Source organism: Parablastomonas sp. CN1-191, from assembly GCF_049354825.1.
Taxonomy (GTDB): domain Bacteria; phylum Pseudomonadota; class Alphaproteobacteria; order Sphingomonadales; family Sphingomonadaceae; genus Novosphingobium.
Window position 1 is genome coordinate 170749 of sequence record NZ_CP186480.1, and the last position, 13813, is coordinate 184561.

Below are 13813 nucleotides of genomic sequence, written 5' to 3' on the forward strand. Positions count from 1 at the left end.
CGCTACTGTCCGCAACAACGCCAACCGACAGGATCACCCAGCGATGACCCCAGCCGAGCTCGATGCCCGACGCCAGGCGGTGGCCGCGGATCCCGACGCCTATTGGCTCAAGGAAGCCGGGCGGCTCGACTGGACCCGCTTTCCCACTCGCGCCGATGAGAGCAGCTTCGACGAAGCCGATTTCGGCGTCCGCTGGTTTGCCGACGGCGAACTCAACGTCTCGGTCAACTGCCTGGACCGGCATCTGACCGAGAACGGCGACAAGACAGCGATCGTGTTCGAAGGCGACGAGCCGGGCGCCGCGGGCGCAATGGGTGGACGGACCCTGACCTACTGCGAGCTGCACGCAGAAGTCTGCAAGATGGCCAACGTCCTGACCGACCTGGGCGTTCGCAAGGGCGATCGGGTGACCATCTACCTGCCGATGATCCCCGAGGCGGCGATCGCCATGCTGGCCTGCGCGCGGATTGGTGCCATCCATTCGGTCGTGTTCGGCGGCTTCAGCCCCGAGGCGCTGGCGGGCCGTGTCCAGGATTGCGATTCCCGGCTGCTGATCACCGCCGACGAAGGCTGTCGGGGCGGCAAGCGCATTCCCCTCAAGGCCAACGCAGACGCGGCGCTGGCCAATTGCCCGGGGGTCGACGCCGTCCTGCTGGTGCGCCGCACCGGCGCCGACGTGCCGGTCGTGAGCGGGCGCGACGTGTGGTGGCACGAGCGGCGCGAGGCCGCCGCGGCATGGTGCGAGCCGGCGGCGATGAACGCCGAGGACCCGCTATTCATCCTCTATACCAGCGGCAGCACCGGCAAGCCCAAGGGCGTCCTCCACACCGCCGGCGGCTACCTGCTGTGGGTGGCCGGCACGTTCGAGATGCTGTTCCAGCCGCGCACGGACGACGTGTTCTGGTGCACCGCCGATGTCGGCTGGGTCACCGGGCACAGCTACGTCGTCTACGGGCCGCTCGCCAACGGCGCCACCAGCGTGATGTTCGACGGGGTGCCGAACTATCCCGATTTCGGGCGCTTCTGGGAAACCGCGCAGCGGCTCGGTGTGACGATTTTCTACACCGCGCCGACTGCGATCCGCGCGCTTATGCGCGAGGGCGACCGGTGGGTGACCGCGCACGATCGCAGCCAGATCCGCCTGCTCGGCACCGTGGGTGAACCGATCAATCCCGAGGCGTGGAAGTGGTATCACGACGTCGTCGGCGAGGGGCGCTGCGAGATCGTCGACACCTGGTGGCAGACCGAGACCGGCGGCGCGCTGATCGCGCCGGTGCCCGGCGCGGTGACGACCAAGCCCGGCAGCGCGACCTTGCCGCTGCCCGGCGTCTATCCGTTGCTGGTCGATGCCGACGGCAACGATCTGGACGGCGCTGCGGAGGGGAACTTGTGCATCGCGCGGTCTTGGCCGGGGCAGATGCGCACCGTCTGGGGCGATCACGAGCGGTTCTTCCAGACCTATTTCTCGACCTATCCCGGCACCTATTTCACCGGCGACGGCTGCCGCCGCGACGTGGACGGGTATTACTGGATAACCGGACGGGTCGATGACGTCATCAATGTCAGCGGGCACCGCATGGGCAGCGCCGAAGTGGAAAGCGCGCTTGTCGCCCACCACAAGGTCGCCGAGGCGGCTGTCGTCGCCATGCCGCACGATATCAAGGGACAGGGCATCTACGCCTACGTCACGCTCAATAGCGGCGAGACCGGCGACGAAACATTGCGCCATGAACTGGTCCAGTGGGTACGCAAGGAGATCGGCCCGATCGCCAGCCCCGACGTGATCCACTTCGCGCCGGGCCTGCCCAAGACGCGCTCGGGCAAGATCATGCGCCGCATCCTGCGCAAGATCGCGGAAGGCGATACCGGCAACCTTGGCGATACGTCGACCCTGGCCGATCCCGGCGTCGTCGACGTGCTGCTGCGCGAGGGGCGCTAGCCCCGCTTCACGCCAGTTCGAGCAGCTGCGCTATCACGCTGTCTGCGCTGCTTGGCTTGGCCACGATCGGAGCCTTGATCTCGCGCAGGAACTCGCCGGCGCGGTCAAGGTCGCCGGTGTTGAGGACGAACGGGATGCCGCGCTGGCGCAGCAGCCGGGCCACGTCCTCGCAGGTTTCGCCCCCGCCGAGGTTAACGTCCAGTACCGCACCGTCGAAATCGTGCCTGCCGAGTTCCTCGACCGCCTGCGCCAGCGTCCCAGCCACGATCGCACCGAGCCCGGCATCGTCGCAGGCGTATTTGAGGTCGAGCGCGATGAGGGGCTCGTCCTCGAGAATCAGGACACATTTCATTCGGCAGGTGCCCTTCAGTTCTTGATCGGGAACGAGATCTGGGCGCGCAGGCCCTCGGCATCCCAGTGCCGATCGAAAACGCCGTGCGAATGGCTCAGCAGCGCATCGGCGATGGCAAAGCCCGTCCCCTCGCCCTGGGGCGGGCCGGCAATGGGCGGTCCGCCGCGCTCGGTCCAGTCGACCACCAGCAGGCGGCGGCCATGGCGGTCTTCCTCGTGACGCCAGGCGATGTCGATCGTACCGGCATCGTCGGACAGGGCGCCGTACTTCGTGGCGTTGGCGGCCAGTTCGTGCAGCGTCAGCCCGATCGCGGAAATCGCGTTGGGCTCGGTGCGTACGCCATTGCCGGTGAAACTGATGCGGTTGCCTTCGGGATCGTAGGGACGCAGCACCGCGCGCACCGCCTGGCCGACCTCGATCGTGCCAAGAAACGCGTCGTCCAGCGTGGGTTCGTAGCTGCGCCCCAAGGCGCGGATCCGTTCGTTGATGCGGCCCGCGACATCGCGCGCATTCATTGAGCGGCCAGTGATGTTGACGATCCCGGCGATGACGGCAAAAACGTTCTTCAGCCGGTGCGAAACCTCACGCGCCATCTCCTTGGCGTGACGCTCCTCGGCGCGGGCGAGGTGGATGTCGGACACGTCCCACTGGCTGCCGAAGAAATATTTGACGCTGCCGTCGTCGTTGTAGATCGGCCCCAGGTGCAGCGCGTTCCAGAACTTCGTGCCGTCCTTGCGGTAATTGAGGATCTCCACGATCGTCAGTTCGGCGCTGCGAATCGACTCGCGGATGCGCTCGACTTGCCGGGTGTCGGTTTCCGGCCCCTGCAGAAACCGGCAATTGCGGCCCAGGATTTCGTCGGAATCGTAACCGGTCAGGTGCTCGAACGCCTCGTTACAGAAGACGATCGGGTTGTCGGGCAGGCTTGGATCGCTGAGGCACACTGCCATGCGCGTCTGCGCCATCGCCTGCTCGAACAGCATGCCGGACGCACCGTCAAAATGCTCGGGATGGCCGGCCTTGCGCTGCGGCGGTTTGGACAGGGCTTGCCCCGTCGGGCGGGGTATATCGTCATTGCTCACTACCGGTTCCTCACACCAGCGCCGATCTCGCCTTTGACTGGATGTGAGGGTAGTATCGCACGGCGGCTTTTTCAGTTCCCCCCGGCCGGTGCGATGTGCCGGCGGCACGCCATCAGCGGCTGGATCCGGGTGCCAAACGCTTCGACCCCGCTCACGAAATCGTCGAACGTCAGAAGGACGCCGCCCGTGTTGGGCACGGCCGCCATCTCGTCGAGCATGCGGGCGACGCTCTCGTAGCTGCCTACCAGGGTGCCCATGTTGATGTTGACCGCGCCTTCGGGGGCGGCAAGCTGGCGCACGTTGGTGCTGGTGTTGACGGTGTCCTTGGCGCCCTGTTCGGCGAGCCAGCCGATCGCCTCGATATCGACGCCGTCGTTGTAGCTTTTCCATTTCGCCATCGCTTCCTCATCGGTTTCGGCGGCGATGACCATGACCAGCACGAAGACCGACACGTCGCGCCCGGTCTTGGCGGTGGCGATGGCGAGACGATCGTTGTTGGAGGCAAACGCGGTCGGCGTGTTGACCCCCTTGCCGAGACAGAACGCGTAGTCCGCCCACTTGGCGCTGAACGCCAGGCCTTCGTCGGAGGATCCGGCGCAGATGATCTTCATGTCGCCTTCGGGCTGCGGACGGACGCGGCAATCGTCCATCGTGTAGTAATTGCCCTTGAAGTCGCTGCGCCCGGTTTCCCATAGTTCGCGCAGGATGTGGGCATATTCGTCCAGCATCTTGTAACGATTGCGGAAATGCTCGTCGCCGGGCCAGATCCCCATCTGGGTGTATTCGGGCGGCTGCCAGCCGGTGATGAGGTTGAGTCCGAACCGGCCGTGGCTGATCGAATCGATGGTGTTGCACATCCGTGCCGCGAAGGCGGGCGGGATCACCAGCGTGGGGCAGGTGGCATAGATCTTGATCCGTTCGGTGACGGCGGCAAGGCCGGCCATCAAGGTGAAGCTTTCTAGCCCGTATTCCCAGAACTGCGTCTTGCCGCCGAAGCCGCGCAGCTTGATCATCGATAGCAGGAAATCGAGCCCGTGCTTCTCCGCGCTCTGGGCGATCTGCTTGTTGAGATCGAAGCTGGGCATGTACTGCGGCGCGTTTTCCGAGATCAGCCAGCCGTTGTTGTTGATGGGCACGAAGACGCCGACTTGCATGGGCTAGCTCCTGAAAAAGGCGACGACATCGTGAAGGATCGTCGGATCGGTGATGTTGAGGGCGTGGCCGCCCCACAACCGCGCGGCGACGCGCGAATGGGGCAGAAGGTCGGCCAGGCGCGCAGTATTGGCGGCCGGTACCAGCAGATCGTCGGCGGCGCAGGCCAGCAGGACGGGCGCGCCGACAGCACCGGCCCAGTCGCGGCAATCGAAGGCGCGGGCCGCGGCGATGCGCTTTTCGATCGTGGCATCGCCCGGCCACGCGGCAAGCTGGTGCGCGCTTTCGGCGCGCAGCTCGGCATCGTGGTCGGACAGCCATTGCGGCGGGAACAGGAATAGCGGCTGCGCCTGCAGATAGGCGGCCACGCCGGCTCGGCGCAGCAGCGCCAGCCGCACGTCGAAGCAGCGCTCGGTCTGCGGATCGAGGCTGGCCCAGCCGTTGATCACCGCGATCCGGGCGATGCTGTGCGGCGCGCTGCGCGCCGCCTCCAGCGCCGCCAGGCCGCCGATGGCGTGGCCCAGGACCAGCGCCCGATCGAGGTTCAGCGCGTCGATCAGCGCGACGATGTCCTGCCCCAGGTCGGCCAGCGAGACCGCTTCCGGCAGCGCGCGGTGGCTGCGCCCGGTGCCGCGGTGGTCGTACGCGATGACGCGGAAATGCGCGGCCAGTTCGGCGATGTTGGGCGCCCAGTAAGCCGCCGAACCGCCCAGACCGCTCGACAGGATCAGCGGCGGCCCGCTGCCGTGCTCCTCGTAATAGAGGCCAGCGGCTTCAGCCAAGGTGAGCCACGCTGGCGATCTCTACCAGGCAGTCGGGCTTCACCAGGTCGGCGCGGATGCAGTAGCGCGCCGGCTTGTCGCCGGGAAAATAGCCGGCGTAAACCTGGTTGAAGGCGGCATAGTCGGCGAAATCCTTGAGGAAGATGTGGTTCATCGCCACGTCCTCGAGCCGGCCGCCCGCCGCCTCGAGCGTGGTCTTGATCACCTCGAGGACATGGCGCGTCTGCGCGGCGGCATCGCCGACGTGCAGCACCGCGCCGCCTTCGCCCAGCGCCAGCACGCCCGAGACGTACACGGTATTGCCCGCCTTCGCGCCGGCCGAATAGGGCGCGATCGGGGTGGGGAACTGCGGCGGGTTGATTGCTTCGAACGGCATCAGGTGTCCTCCTGGATTGATGGGGCGCGCTCGGCCTGGCCGACGCTGCCGCAGAAATCGGCGACCGTGCTGACCCAGCCGAAGAACTTCTCGACGTTGTAAAGGGTCGCGTCGCGGACGAAGTCGGGGCCGAGGTGATGGACCGCGTCCTCCAGCATCACGCCGAAGTATTCGAGGTGGAAGGCATCGCGCAGCGTCGATTCCACGCAGACGTTGCTGGCGATGCCGACGAACACGATCGTGCGGATGCCGCGGCTGCGCAGTGTGCTGTCGAGCTGCGAGTTGAAAAAGGCGCTGTAGCGCGTTTTGTGCAGGCGGATATCGCCGGGCTGCGGGGCCAGGGCATCGACCAGCTCGTAATCCCAGCCGCCGCGCGCCAGCAGCTGGCCGGCCAGTTCGGGCCGGGCGCGCATGGTCTTGAGCGCGTTCGACTTGTGCCAGTTGGGCGATCCCGGGCCGCCCGCCTCCACATAGTTGCCGTCCCAGCCGTTTTGCAGGAAGATCACCGGGCAGCCGGCGGCGCGCGCGGCGCCCAGCGTCTGCGCGATGCGGCCGATAACGCTGGCCGCGCCGCCGACGTCGAAGCCGGCCAGGTCGACGTAGCCGCCCTTGCTGGCATAGGCGTTCTGCATGTCGATGACGACGACCGCGGTGGTGGCCGGATCGATGCGCAGCGGCTCTGGCCGCGCCGGCAGCGTCACCGCGTCTGCGCTCCGGCCCGCTATTTCGATGACATCGGCCACAGTCCGCCTCCTTCGCGCGAAGCGGCCAGCTTCACCGAAGGAGCGAACCGATGCAAGTGCGACTTATTGCGGGATTTCCCAGGTCACCGAGGTCGCGAAGCTGCCGCCCACTCTGGCGCCGGTGGTGTCGGTGGCGGGCTCGAAGCGGCCGCGCTGGGTCAGCCGGGCGCAGGTGGCGGCGTCGAGGCCGGGCCAGCCGCTCGAGCCGGTGACCGCGCAATTGGCCACCCGGCCGTCGCTGCCGATGGTCAGCCGCACGCGCGTGGTACCCGCGTGTTCGAGCCTGAGATCGGTCGACGGGTAATCCATCGGTCCGACCCATTCGCCCGGCCGGCCGCGCGGGCGCGGCCCGACCGCGGCGAAAGACGGCGACGGGCTGGGCGTGAAAGTGGGGAAGGCCACGTCGCCGATGCCGCCGCCATCGGTCGACGGCGGCACCGTCGGCAGGGTGACGATGACACCCTCGGTCGGCGGGGCCACGGTGACGGCGGTGGTGGGCACCACGAGGGGATCGTAAGGGCGCGGCTTGTCGGTGGCACGCTGCGACGGCGGCGGGGGAGAGGGCGGATCGAGCGGCATCGGGTTGGCGACCAGCGGCGGATCCATTTTTTCCATGATCGTCGCAGCCAGGCCCGTAACCAGAAGGTAGCCGACGCCGATATGCAGCGCGGCGACCCCGCCAAGGATGGCGGCGCGGCGGTTTGGGTTCATCGATCCGGCATAAGACATGGCGGCATCCTCTCTCTGGCGGGACGCCCTTTTCCGCGGCGGTGACACCCGGCGCGGCGGGTCGACTCCTCGGTTGATGAGATAACATAACATCATCATCTTGGCACGCAAGTGGTTCAACATGGACGTTTTGCGCCCCATGACAGTGCCGATGCCGCGCGTATAAGCGCCGTCATGGCCAACCCCGACTCGGCACCGTCACCCCATGCCGATCCGGCCGTGGATTTCGACGAGAGCGAGGCTGCCTCGCCGCTTGGGGTGCCGCTGTTCCGCAATGTCTGGATCGCAACGCTGATCTCCAACTTCGGGTCGGTCATCCAGAACGTCGGCGCCGCGTGGCTGATGGCATCGATGGTCGATTCGCCGACGCTGATCGCGCTGGTCCCTGCCAGTGCGGCGTTGCCGATCACGCTGCTGGCGCTTCCGGCAGGCGCGATTGCCGATGGGTACGACCGGCGCAAGCTGATCCTCGGCGCGCAAAGCTTCATGCTGCTGGTGTCGCTGGCGCTGACGATCGCGACCTGGCTTGGCCATGCCGGCCCGTGGGTGCTGCTGGCGATGACGTTCCTGATCGGCTGCGGCGCGGCGATCAACAACCCGGCCTGGCAGGCGTCTGTCGGAGACATCGTGCCGCGCCGCCTGCTGTCGGGCGCGGTCGGCCTCAACGCGATGAGCTTCAACCTGGCGCGCAGCGCCGGGCCGGGGCTGGGCGGCGCCATCGTCGGCATCGCTGGCGCGGCGGCGGCCTTCTTCATCAACGCGGTCAGCTATATCGCGGTCATCGTGGCGATAGCGCGGTGGAAGCGCCCCCCGCGGACCGACCCGCTCCCGCGTGAGCGGCTGGCGGCGGCGATGGGCGACGGCGTGCGCTTCGTCTGGCTGTCGCCGCACATCCGCCTGGTCCTGGGCCGGGCAATGCTGTTCGGGCTGGGCGCGGCGGCGATCCCCGCGCTTATGCCGATCCTGGCGCGCGACCGATTTGCCGGCGGGCCGCTGACTTACGGCCTGCTGCTGGGCGCGTTCGGGCTTGGCGCGGTCGGCGGGGCGATCGCGGGAACGCGGCTGCGCAGCCGCCTGCCGGTGGAAAACGTGCTGCGGCTGGCCGGGTCGCTGGCCGCCATCGGCGCGGCGGTCACCGCGTTCAGTCCGTGGCTGGCGCTGACGCTGCCGGCGCTCGCCGCGGCGGGCACCGGCTGGGTGATGTCGCTGTCCTCGTTCAATGTCTCGGCGCAGCTGGGGGCGCCGCGCTGGGTCGTGGCACGGGCGCTGTCGCTGTACCAGATGTGCGCGTTTGCCGGGCTGACGGTGGGGTCGTGGCTGTTCGGCCAGGTCGCCGCCGGGTGGTCGACCGCGACCGCGCTTGCCGCTGCCAGCGCAGTCCTGGCGGTGGGGCTGGTGGTCGGATGGCGGTTCCCGGTTCCGGCGATCGCGCCGGGCGCTGCGATCCCGCTGCGGATGTGGAACCAACCAGTCATAGGCACGCCGATCGACGATCGCGCCGGACCGATCACGATCATGGTCGAATACCGTATCCGCGCGGAAGACGAGGCCGCGTTCCTGCTTGCCATGGCGGAGCGGCGCCGCATCCGCCGCCGCGACGGCGCGCACAAGTGGCGGGTGCTGCAGGGGCTGGAGGACCCGGAGATCTGGTACGAACGCTACCAGGTGGCGACCTGGTTCGACTACGTCCGCCACAACCAGCGCCGCACGCAGGCCGATGCCGAGAATACCGAGGTCATCCGATCGCTCCACGCCGCGGACGAACCGCCGCGCATCCTGCGGCTGGTCGAACGCCAGCCGGTTGCCGGCACCACGCCCGACGCGCGGATGCTGGCGAGCGGCACGATCTAGCCGCGGTTTGTCGGCCCGCGCCGGCTGGGCTAGCGTCGGGGGCAAGAGGGAGACTGCCCGATGACGCTGCCCGTGCTTTACGATTTCCCCCGCGCGCCCAGCCCGCGCCGCGCCCGCATCGTGCTGGCCGAAAAGGGCATCGCGCACGACACCGTTCGCGTCGACCTTGCCAGCGGCGAGCAGCGCGGCGCCGCCTATTGCGCCATCAACCCGGCGCAGACCGTCCCGGCGCTGCGACTGGCGGACGGCACGGTGCTGACCGACAACGCCGGCATCGCCGCCTGGGCCGAGGCGGTCAGGCCGCAGCCGCCGCTGCTGGGGCGCGATGCGATCGACAAGGCGCAGGTCGCCAGCTGGACCCAGCGGATCGAGAACGAAGGCTTGTGGGCGATTGCCGAGGCGGTGCGCAACAGCGCCCCGGCGATGGCCGGGCGCGCCTTGCCCGGCCCGCACGACTATGCACAGATCCCGGCGCTGGCCGAACGCGGCAAGGCGCGGTTCGCGGCGTTCCTGGACACGCTCGAGGCGCAGCTTGCCGGCCGCGACTTCGTGACCGCGGGCGGGTTCAGCGTTGCCGACATCGTCGGCGGCGTCGCGCTCGACTTCGCGCGCGTTATCGGCGTTGATGGGTCGGCAGGGCGGCCGGGCATCGCCGCCTGGCGCGCCCGGCTGGCAGAGCGGGCCTCGTTCGCGCTCTAGAACCGGTGCGTGAACCCGGCGCGGCCCAGCACGTAGTAATAGCTGATGCCGCTGACGCTGGAGTTGTTGGTATAGGTCACGTCGGCAAAGGCATCCCAGCCGCGCGCATTGCGCGGGCTTTCGTAGCGCAAGTTGGCATAGCGCGACGGCTTCCAGCCTGAAAAATCGTCGCGCTGGGCGCCATAGCCAAGCGCGCCCAGAACCATCGATCCGTCCTTGAGAAAGCGCCGCATCCGCAGCACCGGCAGGACTTCGGCGTAGTTGCGCGGCGAATAATAGTCGAACTCGCCAGGATGGGTGGAGTGGTAATAGCGCCCGCGCAGCTGGAATGACAGGCCCGCCTGTTCGGCCAGGACGTGGGTGTAGGTGGCGCGCGCGTGCAGCCTCACGTTGTCGCCGGGGCTGAATTCCTGCACCCCGCCCGTCAGCGACAGCACGTCGCGCGGGCCGAAGGTGACGTCCTGGCTGACGCCCGCGAACGTGTACATCAGGCCGCGCTGCAGCCCTTGCGGCGTCTCGACGATGTCACGCTCGACGAACAGGCTGGTGCGGTAATCGTCGGTGCGCACTTCGGCGCTGCCCAGAACGGTCTTGAAATTGGTTCCGACCCGGGCCCGGTAATGCCAGCCGTTGCCAAGCGGCCCGGCCAGATCGGCGTAGAGGCGCTGCTGGGTGACCCGCGCGCCGCCCATCGGCGTGATCCAGACCTGTTCGGCGGCGATGCCCTTGTAGTCGTCGCGGCCGTGGTAATCGACCAGCGCGCGGCCCAGCAGTTTCACCATCGAGGTATCGTCGCCGTCGCGCGAGACATAGATTTCCGCGCCCGCGGCGGGACCGCCATCGGCGCGCGGCGCGTCCTGCGCGGCGGCGACGGTGGGCGCGATCAGCGCGGCGGCCAGAGCGATCGTCTTCACTTGGTACCCCATTTCTTGGCCTGTCCCGTCAGTTCGGACAGATATCCCCACACGCAGATCGGTTGCATCATCAGCGCGTAGACCAGCAGGTAGAACACCAGGCCCATGTACTGGGGCTTCAGTTCCAGGTCCTCGCGCTTCAACGCCTTGCTCTGGATGCGGTAGACGATCAGGTTCCAGATCCCGACCAGCGGCAGCAGCGCCAGCGTCATCGGCCCGGCGATCCAGAAATAGCCGAACATCGCCAGCACCAGGCCGGGGATGAAGACGGTCGTGTAGACCAGGTCGAGCGGCAGGAAGAGCAGGTTCCACCAGTGGAACATCGTGGTCAGGCGCGGCTTGACCAGGATGTCCTGGTGGTCCTCCAGCGCCTCGATCAGGCCGCGCGACCAGCGTTTGCGCTGCTGCGCGAACTGGCGGAACGTGGCGGGCGCCACGGTGAAGATGAAGGCGTCCTCGGCATAGCCGATGCGGTAGCCGCGCTTCAGCATGGCCCAGGTCATGACGATGTCCTCGCCCACCGTCTCGGGCCAGCCGCCGATCGCGTCGAGGGCGCGCTTTTCGAACAGGCTGAAGGCGCCCTGCGCCACCAGCGTGCCGTGATACATCGACTGCATCCGCTTCACCGCCGCGATGCCGTGGAAATAATCCCACTGCTGTGCCTGCGTCATCAGCGATGCGGCGGCATTGTCGACCAGCACCGCGCCCGCGGTGGCATGGGTGCGAACCGGCTGGCTGACGTGACATTCGACGATGTTGCGGATCGAACTGGGCGTCACCCGGCAATCGGCGTCGACCGTGGCGATCAGCGAGTGCGCGGCGTTGGCCAGCCCGGTGTTGAGCGCGGCCGCCTTGCCGCGGTTGACCTTGTGGCGGATCAGCCGGACCTCGAAGGCGGGGCGCACCGGGGCGAAGGCGGCGATCGTGGCGCGCACGACGTCGGCCGTGCCGTCCTTCGATCCGTCATCGATGACGAAGACCTGCAGCGGCCCCGGATAGCGCGAGGCCAGCACGCTGCGCAGCGTGCGTTCCATCACCTTTTCCTCGTTATAGGCGGCCATCAGCACGGTCACGCCGGGCCATTCGGCCACCTCGATACGGCGCGGTCGCCGGTCGAGCAGCAGCGAAACGATGAAGAACGAATACATGAAGCCAGGAACGAAGGCGATGAAGCCGATGATGACGAAGGCGATCCACGGCGTGGTCAGTGCGCCGAGGTCGCGCAGCCAGGGCTGCGCCAGCTCGATCGACATCGTGGTCCAGGCCACGGCGATGAACAGAGCCAGCGCAAATTTAAATCGTACCCAATTCATGTAGCGCACACGGTCGAGCAAGCCGGTGTGAGGCGTAAAATCGTCCGGCAAGCGCAGTCCTGTCTTCGTTTTTGATTGGCGCGATCCGGTGCCGAACCGCGATTAACCTTCCAAGTTCCCGAAAAATCGTCTTTTTTTAGAATCCAGGATTGCTCGTTTATTTCTATACGGACAGAACGTGCGCGCGGACGCGGCAAAAACTGGTCACTGTAATTGGTTAATTCCCGCCTTTCGGAACGGCGCTTGCGCCTGTGCCGGAACGGGGCGTGCGGAATGGCGAATATTAAGGGGGCGCCGAATTGGTCGGCGCGGTGTTCGCTGTTGTCGTCGCACCGTTTGTGCTAACTAGTGCACGCAAGATTCGTGGACCGTGCCGCATCCGGTGGCCGCCGCGAAACGGGGTGGGGCATTTCAATGGATCGCTTGGCGCATTTCGACGTCAGCCGCCGCTTTGCCCGCCCCGGCGCGCAAGTCGCGGCGCAAGTCGCCTTCGGGCTGGCGGCATCGGCGGCGATGATCGCGGTGCGCACGTCGATCGACCAGGTCGCGCCAACGGTCGGGCCTTTCGCGATCGTCTATCCCACCGTCCTGATCGCCACGCTTTACGGCCACTGGCGGGCCGGACTGGTCGCCTATGCCGTGTGCCTGCTGTGGGCCTGGTACGTGGTGTTGCCGGTGCGGCTCTCGTTCCATTTCGCGGTGACCGGGGACTCCGCGCGCATGATGCTCAACGCGGTCTGCGCCGCGGTGGTGCTGCTGCTGGCGGAAATCTTTCGCCGCGCGGTGGCGCGCAGCGTCAAGCGCCTGGGCGAGGAGATCACCCTGGCGCGCGTCCTCCACGAGGAGCTGGAGCACCGCACCCGCAACAATTTCGCCATGATCGCAGGCCTGCTGGAAATCCAGAAGCGCCGCGAGAGCGCGCCCGAAACGGTCGCCGCGCTCGACCAGGCGATTGCCCGCGTCCACACTTTCGCCGATGCGTTCGAACATATTGCCGCGGCCTCGAACGGCTCCGAAGAGGTCGCCATGGCGCAATTCCTGCCCGCGATCGTGGACCGCCTGGCGCGGGCGTCGTTCGGCCCCAACGTGGCAATCGAAAAGGCGATCGACGACATCCGCCTGCCGCGCGGCGCGGCGGTGGCGATCGGGCTCTACATCAACGAGGCGCTGACCAACTGCGCCAAGTATGCCTTCCCGGGCGATCGCCCCGGCACCGTCAGGGTATCGCTGACGGGCCGGGCCGAGGCCTGGACTCTGGCGGTCAGCGACGACGGCGTCGGGGCCGCGGGCGTCCAAGGGCCGCGCCGCCGGGGCGGCCAGGGCGAAGGGCTGCTGCGGGCCTTTGCGCGCCAGGCGCGCGCGCAGCACGTTCGCGAGCTGTCCCACGCGGGTTGCCACGTCGAACTGCGGGCGGAATAAGCGGGGCATGATCGCGCAGACCATCCAGCTCGCGCTCGCGCCGGTCTTCGTGCTGGTGGCGATGGGCAATTTCCTCAACGTGCTGTCCAGCCGGCTGAGCCGCGTGGTCGACCGATCGCGCGAACTGCAGGGGCACCACGTCGCCACCAGCGGCCCGGAACACGACATGGTCGTCGCGGAGATGCGCCTGATCGACCGGCGCATGGTGCTGGTGACGCAGGCGATCCGGATGCTGGTGATGGCCGGCCTGTCGATCGGGACGACGGTGACGATCCTGTTCCTGGAGGAACTGGCCGGCCTGTCGCTGCAGACGGTGGCGGCGGCGTTCTTCCTGCTCGCGGTCGGGCTGCTGATGTGCGCGCTGGTCCTGTTCCTGCGCGAAACGCAGGTCGCCGCCGCGCAGCTGCAGATCCCGCGCGACTACCTGGAACTGCACCGCGACTTGTAGGCCGCGGCCCGGCC

Annotated in this window: 14 protein-coding genes; 5 read left to right on the forward strand and 9 right to left on the reverse strand. The window is 67.7% G+C overall.

What is annotated here, in order from left to right; all coding sequences use genetic code 11:
- Nucleotides 1-43: 43 nt before the first annotated feature.
- The gene (gene acs, locus ACOYW6_RS00860; protein WP_423141950.1) at nucleotides 44-1939 is read left to right on the forward strand and encodes an acetate--CoA ligase; all 1896 of its coding nucleotides are present in this window, start codon (nucleotides 44-46) and stop codon (nucleotides 1937-1939) included.
- 7 nt (nucleotides 1940-1946) lie between these two features.
- On the opposite strand, the gene ACOYW6_RS00865 is transcribed toward acs, so the two are convergent.
- From ACOYW6_RS00865 to ACOYW6_RS00895, 7 genes are all read right to left on the reverse strand, one after another.
- Entirely contained in the window at nucleotides 1947-2291 is a 345-nt protein-coding gene (locus ACOYW6_RS00865; RefSeq protein ID WP_423141951.1) for a response regulator, read from the reverse strand.
- A gap of 14 nt (nucleotides 2292-2305) precedes the next feature.
- Nucleotides 2306-3373 carry a PAS domain-containing protein gene (locus ACOYW6_RS00870; RefSeq protein WP_423141952.1) on the reverse strand — a complete coding sequence of 356 codons (1068 nt, stop codon included), beginning with the start codon at nucleotides 3371-3373 and terminating at the stop codon, nucleotides 2306-2308.
- 71 nt (nucleotides 3374-3444) lie between these two features.
- Nucleotides 3445-4527 (reverse strand): pyrimidine utilization protein A, encoded by a 1083-nt coding sequence (gene rutA / locus ACOYW6_RS00875; RefSeq protein ID WP_423141953.1) that lies wholly within the window; start codon nucleotides 4525-4527, stop codon nucleotides 3445-3447.
- A gap of 3 nt (nucleotides 4528-4530) precedes the next feature.
- Entirely contained in the window at nucleotides 4531-5307 is a 777-nt protein-coding gene (gene rutD / locus ACOYW6_RS00880; protein WP_423141954.1) for a pyrimidine utilization protein D, read from the reverse strand.
- On the reverse strand, nucleotides 5300-5683 hold the full coding sequence (gene rutC, locus ACOYW6_RS00885; RefSeq protein ID WP_423141955.1) for a pyrimidine utilization protein C: 384 nt from the start codon (nucleotides 5681-5683) through the stop codon (nucleotides 5300-5302). Before rutC ends, rutD begins: the two co-directional genes overlap by 8 nt.
- A complete protein-coding gene (gene rutB / locus ACOYW6_RS00890) occupies nucleotides 5683-6426 on the reverse strand; it encodes a pyrimidine utilization protein B (protein WP_423141956.1) in 744 nt (247 codons plus the stop codon). The genes rutC and rutB overlap by 1 nt, the downstream gene beginning before the upstream one ends.
- Before the next feature lie 63 nt (nucleotides 6427-6489).
- Complete coding sequence (locus ACOYW6_RS00895) at nucleotides 6490-7155, reverse strand: TonB family protein (protein WP_423141957.1); 666 nt, start codon at nucleotides 7153-7155, stop codon at nucleotides 6490-6492.
- Nucleotides 7156-7329: 174 nt separating this feature from the next.
- On the opposite strand from ACOYW6_RS00895, the gene ACOYW6_RS00900 reads away from it, so the two are divergent.
- The gene (locus ACOYW6_RS00900) at nucleotides 7330-9006 is read left to right on the forward strand and encodes an MFS transporter (protein ID WP_423141958.1); all 1677 of its coding nucleotides are present in this window, start codon (nucleotides 7330-7332) and stop codon (nucleotides 9004-9006) included.
- Between the two features lie 60 nt (nucleotides 9007-9066).
- A complete protein-coding gene (locus tag ACOYW6_RS00905; protein WP_423141959.1) occupies nucleotides 9067-9705 on the forward strand; it encodes a glutathione S-transferase family protein in 639 nt (212 codons plus the stop codon).
- Here ACOYW6_RS00905 and ACOYW6_RS00910 read toward each other — a convergent pair.
- Both ACOYW6_RS00910 and ACOYW6_RS00915 read right to left on the reverse strand, forming a co-directional pair.
- Nucleotides 9702-10619, reverse strand: a complete 918-nt coding sequence (locus ACOYW6_RS00910) for a hypothetical protein (RefSeq protein WP_423141960.1) — start codon at nucleotides 10617-10619, stop codon at nucleotides 9702-9704. The genes ACOYW6_RS00905 and ACOYW6_RS00910 overlap by 4 nt on opposite strands.
- Nucleotides 10616-11983 carry a glycosyltransferase gene (locus tag ACOYW6_RS00915; protein WP_423141961.1) on the reverse strand — a complete coding sequence of 456 codons (1368 nt, stop codon included), beginning with the start codon at nucleotides 11981-11983 and terminating at the stop codon, nucleotides 10616-10618. Before ACOYW6_RS00915 ends, ACOYW6_RS00910 begins: the two co-directional genes overlap by 4 nt.
- A gap of 363 nt (nucleotides 11984-12346) precedes the next feature.
- Here ACOYW6_RS00915 and ACOYW6_RS00920 point away from each other — a divergent pair, with 363 nt between their 5' ends.
- Nucleotides 12347-13351: a sensor histidine kinase gene (locus ACOYW6_RS00920; protein WP_423141962.1), complete on the forward strand. Its 1005-nt coding sequence runs from the start codon at nucleotides 12347-12349 to the stop codon at nucleotides 13349-13351.
- Between the two features lie 7 nt (nucleotides 13352-13358).
- Entirely contained in the window at nucleotides 13359-13799 is a 441-nt protein-coding gene (locus ACOYW6_RS00925; protein ID WP_423141963.1) for a DUF2721 domain-containing protein, read from the forward strand.
- The last annotated feature ends 14 nt before the right edge of the window (nucleotides 13800-13813 follow it).